General features: G+C 73.1%; 7 protein-coding genes. 2 read left to right on the top strand and 5 right to left on the bottom strand.

Going from position 1 to position 6,092, the window contains the following annotated elements; genetic code table 11:
- The coding region (locus tag ACZ4VF_RS16545; RefSeq protein ID WP_467926600.1) for a DEAD/DEAH box helicase at positions 1 to 2,100 on the bottom strand (2,100 nt) is incomplete at its 3' end.
- Positions 2,101 to 2,602: 502 nt separating this feature from the next.
- Here ACZ4VF_RS16545 and ACZ4VF_RS16540 point away from each other — a divergent pair.
- Entirely contained in the window at positions 2,603 to 3,349 is a 747-nt protein-coding gene (locus ACZ4VF_RS16540) for a ferritin-like fold-containing protein (RefSeq protein ID WP_467926599.1), read from the top strand.
- 42 nt (positions 3,350 to 3,391) lie between these two features.
- On the opposite strand, the gene ACZ4VF_RS16535 is transcribed toward ACZ4VF_RS16540, so the two are convergent.
- From ACZ4VF_RS16535 to ACZ4VF_RS16520, 4 genes are all read right to left on the bottom strand, one after another.
- A complete protein-coding gene (locus ACZ4VF_RS16535) occupies positions 3,392 to 3,661 on the bottom strand; it encodes a hypothetical protein (RefSeq protein WP_467926597.1) in 270 nt (89 codons plus the stop codon).
- Positions 3,662 to 3,884: 223 nt separating this feature from the next.
- On the bottom strand, positions 3,885 to 4,112 hold the full coding sequence (locus ACZ4VF_RS16530; RefSeq protein ID WP_163010685.1) for a DUF3107 domain-containing protein: 228 nt from the start codon (positions 4,110 to 4,112) through the stop codon (positions 3,885 to 3,887).
- 144 nt (positions 4,113 to 4,256) lie between these two features.
- Positions 4,257 to 4,898 (bottom strand): TetR/AcrR family transcriptional regulator, encoded by a 642-nt coding sequence (locus tag ACZ4VF_RS16525; RefSeq protein ID WP_059252465.1) that lies wholly within the window; start codon positions 4,896 to 4,898, stop codon positions 4,257 to 4,259.
- Between the two features lie 260 nt (positions 4,899 to 5,158).
- Positions 5,159 to 5,392, bottom strand: a complete 234-nt coding sequence (locus ACZ4VF_RS16520; RefSeq protein WP_189302114.1) for a hypothetical protein — start codon at positions 5,390 to 5,392, stop codon at positions 5,159 to 5,161.
- A 213-nt stretch (positions 5,393 to 5,605) separates the two neighbouring features.
- Here ACZ4VF_RS16520 and ACZ4VF_RS16515 point away from each other — a divergent pair.
- A partial coding sequence (locus ACZ4VF_RS16515) for an alpha/beta fold hydrolase (protein WP_467926596.1) occupies positions 5,606 to 6,092 on the top strand: 487 nt, incomplete at its 3' end.

Genomic DNA, 6,092 nt, shown 5'->3' with positions numbered 1-6,092 from the left:
GGTGCGGCGGGGCTTGGCCTCGGCGGCCTCGGCGGTGTCCGTGGTGGCCTCGGCGGTTGCCGTGGTCTTGCGGGTGCGGCGCGGCTTGGCCTCGGCCTCGGGCTCCGGGGCGTCCGGCGTGGCCGGCTCCGTCGCCTTGCGGGTGCGGCGGCGCGGCTTGGCCTCGGCGGCCTCGGCGGTGTCCGCGGGGGCCTCGGCGGCTGCCGTGGCCTTGCGGGTCCGGCGCGGCTTGGCCTCGGCTTCGGCCTCGGTCGTCTCCGGTGCGGCCGTGGTGGTGGCCTTGCGGGTCCGGCGCGGCTTGGCCTCGGTGGCGTCGGCCGCCTCCGGTGCCGTCTCCGGCTGAGGGGCCGGCTCGGCCGCCTTCCGGGTGCGGCGGCGCGGCTTGGTCTCCGCGGCCGGAGCGGCCTCGGGCTCGGCCACGGCGCTGTCCGCGATCACGGGCTCGGCCACGGCCACGGGCTCGGCCACCGGGGCCTCTGCGACGGCCGGCTCGGTCGTCACGGCGGCCTCGGTCGTCGGCGCCTCGGGGGCGGCCGACTTGCGCGTGCGGCGGCGGCGCGGCTTCTCCGGGGTGTCCAGGACGGCCGGGCTCTCGGCGGTGGCCACCGCCTCGACGGCGGCGGCCTCGACGGCCTCGACGGTCGTCGCGGGTGCCGCGGCGGCCGTCACCGGCTCCGCCGACGCTCCGCCACGGGTACGGCGACGGCGGCGCGGAGTGCGGGCCGCGGCCGGGGCCTCCTGCGTCTCGGCGGTCTCGGCGACCGGTGCGGCGGTCGCGTCCAGCGGCGCTCCACCGCGGGTGCGGCGACGGCGGCGCGGCGTACGGGCCGGACGCTCACGCTCGGCCGGGGCCGACTCGTCACGGCCACCGCGTCCACCGCGGCCACGGCCGCGCGCACCACGGCCGCCGGTCTCGCCCAGGTCCTCCAGCTCCTCCGCGTCCAGACCGGCACGGGTCCGCTCGGAGCGCGGCAGGATGCCCTTCGTGCCCTGGGGGATGCCGAGGTCGGAGAAGAGGTGCGGGGAGCTGGAGTACGTCTCCACCGGGTCGTTGAAGTCCAGCTCCAGCGCCTTGTTGATCAGCTGCCAGCGCGGGATGTCGTCCCAGTCGACGAACGTGATCGCCGTACCCTTGGCGCCCGCGCGGCCGGTGCGGCCGACCCGGTGCAGGTACGTCTTCTCGTCCTCGGGGGACTGGTAGTTGATGACGTGGGTCACGCCCTCGACGTCGATGCCGCGGGCGGCGACGTCGGTGCACACGAGGACGTCGACCTTGCCGTTGCGGAAGGCCCGCAGGGCCTGCTCGCGGGCGCCCTGGCCGAGGTCGCCGTGGACCGCGCCGGAGGCGAACCCGCGGCGCTGGAGCTGCTCGGCGATGTCGGCGGCCGTGCGCTTGGTACGGCAGAAGATCATCGCCAGTCCGCGGCCCTCGGCCTGCAGGATGCGGGCGACCATCTCCGGCTTGTCCATGTTGTGCGCGCGGTAGACGAACTGCTTGATGTTCGCGACCGTGGCGCCCTCGTCGTCCGGCGCGGTGGCGCGGATGTGCGTGGGCCGGGACATGTAGCGGCGCGCGAGGCCGATGACCGCGCCCGGCATGGTGGCCGAGAACAGCATGGTCTGGCGCTTGACCGGCAGCATGTCGATGATCTTCTCGACGTCGGGCAGGAAGCCCAGGTCGAGCATCTCGTCGGCCTCGTCGAGGACCAGGCACCTGACGTGCTTCAGGTTCAGCTTCTTCTGGCCCGCGAGGTCCAGGAGCCGGCCCGGGGTGCCGACGACCACGTCGACGCCCTTCTTCAGGGCTTCCACCTGGGGCTCGTAGGCCCGGCCGCCGTAGATCGCGAGGACGCGCACGTTACGGACCTTGCCGGCCGTCAGCAGGTCGTTGGTGACCTGGGTGCACAGCTCGCGCGTGGGGACGACGACGAGCGCCTGCGGGGCGTCGGTGAGGTCCTCGGGAGCCGCGCGTCCGGCCTCGACGTCGGCGGGGACGGTGACGCGCTCCAGGAGCGGGAGACCGAAGCCCAGCGTCTTGCCGGTGCCGGTCTTGGCCTGGCCGATGACGTCCGTGCCGGAAAGGGCGACGGGAAGCGTCATCTCCTGGATGGGGAAGGGAGTGGTGATGCCGACGGCCTCCAGGGCCTCGGCGGTCTCGGGAAGGATTCCGAGTTCTCGAAACGTCGTAGTCAGGGTGCTGCCTCTTCTGTGTGTGCGGTGCGAGGCGAGCGAGCGGGGGTCATGTCTGACCGTGCCGGGGACGTCGGCTGCCGTACGGATCAGCCACTCGGGCGAGCCGTATGACACGGGACCTCTGCCGACGCTCTAGCGCTCGTACCGCTGAGGGTCCCTCCTGACGTCGTACGATCACTGCCGTACGGCCTTGGAGGGCTGTCGGGTCGGAGCCGATCGGGCCACCGACCGGGCATCCTCATGCGTGCGGCCTGTCGGGAACGTCGAGCATCGTCGACGCGCTCTGGCAGGCGCATTACCACCATACCCCGGAATCCCGCACACGTGATGGCCGAATTGGTCACGTAGTCGTGGTCACACTCGTTGACCAGGGCTTGAGCGGTGCGTCAAGCGGGCTATTGTGCGCCTCATGACTAGCTCTGACAAGCCTGAGACCGCGTCCGCCGCACCCGCCGAACCCACCGGTGTCGCCGCCCAGGACTGGGCGCAGGCGTCCGCCGACCCGCAGTACCGCGCCGCGGTCGTGGACCTGCTCGGCGCGCTGGCCTACGGGGAGCTGGCGGCGTTCGAGCGGCTCGCGGAGGACGCGAAGCTGGCGCCGACCCTCGCGGACAAGGCGGAGCTGGCGAAGATGGCCTCGGCCGAGTTCCACCACTTCGAGCGGCTGCGGAACCGGCTGACCGAGATCGGCGAGGAGCCGACGGCCGCGATGGACCCGTTCGTGGCCGCGCTCGACGGCTTCCACCGGCAGACCGCGCCGTCGGACTGGCTGGAGGGCCTGGTCAAGGCGTACGTCGGCGACTCGATCGCGAGCGACTTCTACCGGGAGGTCGCGGCCCGGCTCGACTCGGACACGCGCGAGCTGGTGCTGGCCGTGCTGGACGACACCGGGCACGCCGGGTTCGCGGTGGAGAAGGTGCGGGCCGCCATCGACGCCGACCCGCGCGTGGGTGGCCGCCTGGCGCTGTGGGCGCGCAGGCTGATGGGGGAGGCGCTGTCGCAGTCCCAGCGGGTGGTGGCGGACCGGGACGCGCTGTCCACGATGCTCGTGGGCGGGGTGGCCGACGGGTTCGACCTCGCGGAGGTCGGCAGGATGTTCTCGCGGATCACGGAGGCGCACACGAAGCGGATGGCCGCGCTGGGCCTCGCGGCGTAGGACGCACTGGGGGCGCGCCCCGGCTCGCCGGGTGAAGCTCCCTCACGCCGTCGCTGATCGGCGGCGCAGGCGCCCCGTCGGGCGCAGGAGCAGGGACAGCGACGCCACCGCGATGATCGCGGCGCCCAGGAGGCTCAGCAGGGCGGTGCCGGGGCCCAGGGCGGTGCGGGTGACGAAGGCGCCGCAGAGGGCTCCGGCCACGCCCGTGGAGTACACCAGTGGGCGGGCCGGCAGCCGGTGGGCGAGGCGGTGCGTCGCCGCCCACGCGAGGATCAGACCCAGCACGGCGGAGCCGAGTGCTTCGAAGATCATGTAGGGGTCCCTCCCACGGCCGGTCTGGCTCGACGGTCGTAGCCCGTCTTACCCGTGACCTGCGGATGGCAACCCTGCGCTGTGAAGGGGCTGTGCTCCGTTTGTGTGAGCGGCTCCGGCCGTGCGCACGGCTCCGTGTGCGCACGCGGCCCCGTCCGTGTGCGCGGCGGATGCGGAAGGGCCCGGCGGCACACGGCCGCCGGGCCCTTCGCTCGACTGTCGTCTACAGCGTGCCGAAGCCCACCTTGCGAACGGTCGGCTCGCCGATCTCCACGTACGCCAGACGGTCCGTCGGCACCAGGACCTTGCGGCCCTTCTCGTCCTGGAGGCTCAGCAGCTGCGTCTTGCCGGACAGCGCCTCGCTCACCAGGCGCTCGACCTCCTCGACGCTCTGACCGCTCTCCAGAACGATCTCGCGGGGCGCGTGCTGCACGCCGATCTTGACCTCCACGGCTATGTCCCTCCGACGGTCAGTGATGTGCGCGATCATCCGCGCTGTACCCCGCACACATTAGCCCGGTGAGGGGACGTACACGCTGCGGGCCGGAACGCCAGGAGCGAACACCGCGCGGGAACACACGAGGAGCGCGCGGCCTCAGTGGTGCTCGGTGCCGTGCAGCGGGAAACCGGCGATGCCCCGCCAGGCCAGCGAGGTCAGCAGCTGCACCGCCTGGTCGCGCGGGACGCTGCGGTCGCTGTGCAGCCAGGAACGGGCCACCACCTGGGCGAGTCCGCCCAGGCCGGAGGCGAGCAGCATCGACTCCGCGCGCGACAGGCCCGTGTCCTCGGCGATGACGTCGCAGATGGCCTCGGCGCACTCGTTGGTGACCTTGTCCACGCGCTCGCGCACGGCGGGCTCGTTCGTCAGGTCCGACTCGAAGACCAGCCGGAAGGCCCCGCCGTCGTCCTCCACGTAGGCGAAGTAGGCGTCCATCGTCGCCCGCACGCGCTGCTTGTTGTCGGTCGTCGACGCCAGCGCGCTGCGCACGGACTGGATCAGCGACTCGCAGTGCTGGTCCAGCAGCGCGAGGTAGAGGTCGAGCTTGCCGGGGAAGTGCTGGTAGAGCACCGGCTTGCTCACGCCGGCCCGCTCGGCGATGTCGTCCATCGCCGCCGCGTGGTAGCCCTGCGCGACGAAAACCTCCTGAGCGGCGCCCAGCAACTGGTTCCGCCGGGCTCGGCGTGGCAGACGGGTGCCACGCGGGCGTGCTGCCTCAGTTTGCTCGATGGCTGTCACGCCGCCTCCCAAAGTCGTCCACATGCGGTGTCGGCCGCGCCGCCATCGTACGTTTCGGTAACCCCGGTGTGCGCGGTGCGGACGCAGAATTTCACGTACCGGACGACGGCGAAAGGCCGTACGGGCCGCCCGCCGCGGCCGGTCGGGCCCCGCGCGGTCTCGCGAGATCCGCGGTGGCGCTCCCGCGACGTCGGCGACGACGGGCCTGCGAGGTCAGCGGTGGCGGCCCCCGCCGGGTCAGCGGTTGGCGGCCCCCGGGGTCAGCGGTAGTCGTCCTCGTCGAGCGACACCACGCGCGCCTGTTCGACCAGATCGGCCACGTTCCCGCGGTCCGGGTCCATGCCCGTCAGGGGGTCGTCGCGGTCCGGCGCGATGTCCGCCTGCTGCTCGGCGGCGTCCACCTCCGGCGCCTCCACGTCCCGCTCGCGCACCGCGTCGGCCTCCAGTTCGTCGACGTCCTCGATCGCGTCGGGTTCGATGGGGTCATAGGCCATGGTGGGCTCCCTTCCTACGAACGTCCCTGGGTAGAGCAGGGGCCACACGCGGGTGCCCTCTGTACGAGCCTAGGAGACCGCTGATCCTGACGCCATGCCGTCAGGGCCGTTCGCCGCACTGGGTTTCGCCGCACCGGTTCTCCCGTTCCGCGGGAGGCAGTCTGTGACGGCGAACACACAAACCCCGGCGTGATCACCTCGTAACATTGCCGCATGTCTCCGACCGAGTTGCCGTCCCCGTCGGCCGCCAGTGTGCTTCCCCGGGTGGCGCCCGTCCGGGTCGGCGAGGGCGAGCGGCTGCGGTCCGTGGGCCTGCCCGGCGTCACTCTGACGGTCCGTTCCCGGCCCCCCGCGCGCGAGGGCCTGCCGCCCGCGCTGTACGTCCACGGGCTCGGCGGCTCCTCGCAGAACTGGTCCTCGCTCATGGCCGAGCTGGACGGTGTCGTCGACGGCGAGGCGGTCGACCTGCCGGGCTTCGGCGACTCCCCGCCCCCGGACGACGGCGACTACTCCGTCACCGGGCACGCGCGCGCGGTGATCCGCTGTATCGACGCGGCCGGCCGCGGCCCGGTCCACCTCTTCGGCAACTCGCTCGGCGGCGGGGGGGGGGGGGGGGGGGGGGGGGGGGGGGCCCGACCCCGCCCGCCCCCCCCCCTGGTTGTTTTTCTCCCTTCTCTGGGTGTGGGGGGGGTGGCGGCGG

This window comes from Streptomyces sp. NPDC029151 (genome assembly GCF_055564315.1).
The sequence above is the reverse complement of the archived record's forward strand: the minus strand, read 5'-3'. Positions and strand labels throughout refer to the sequence as shown.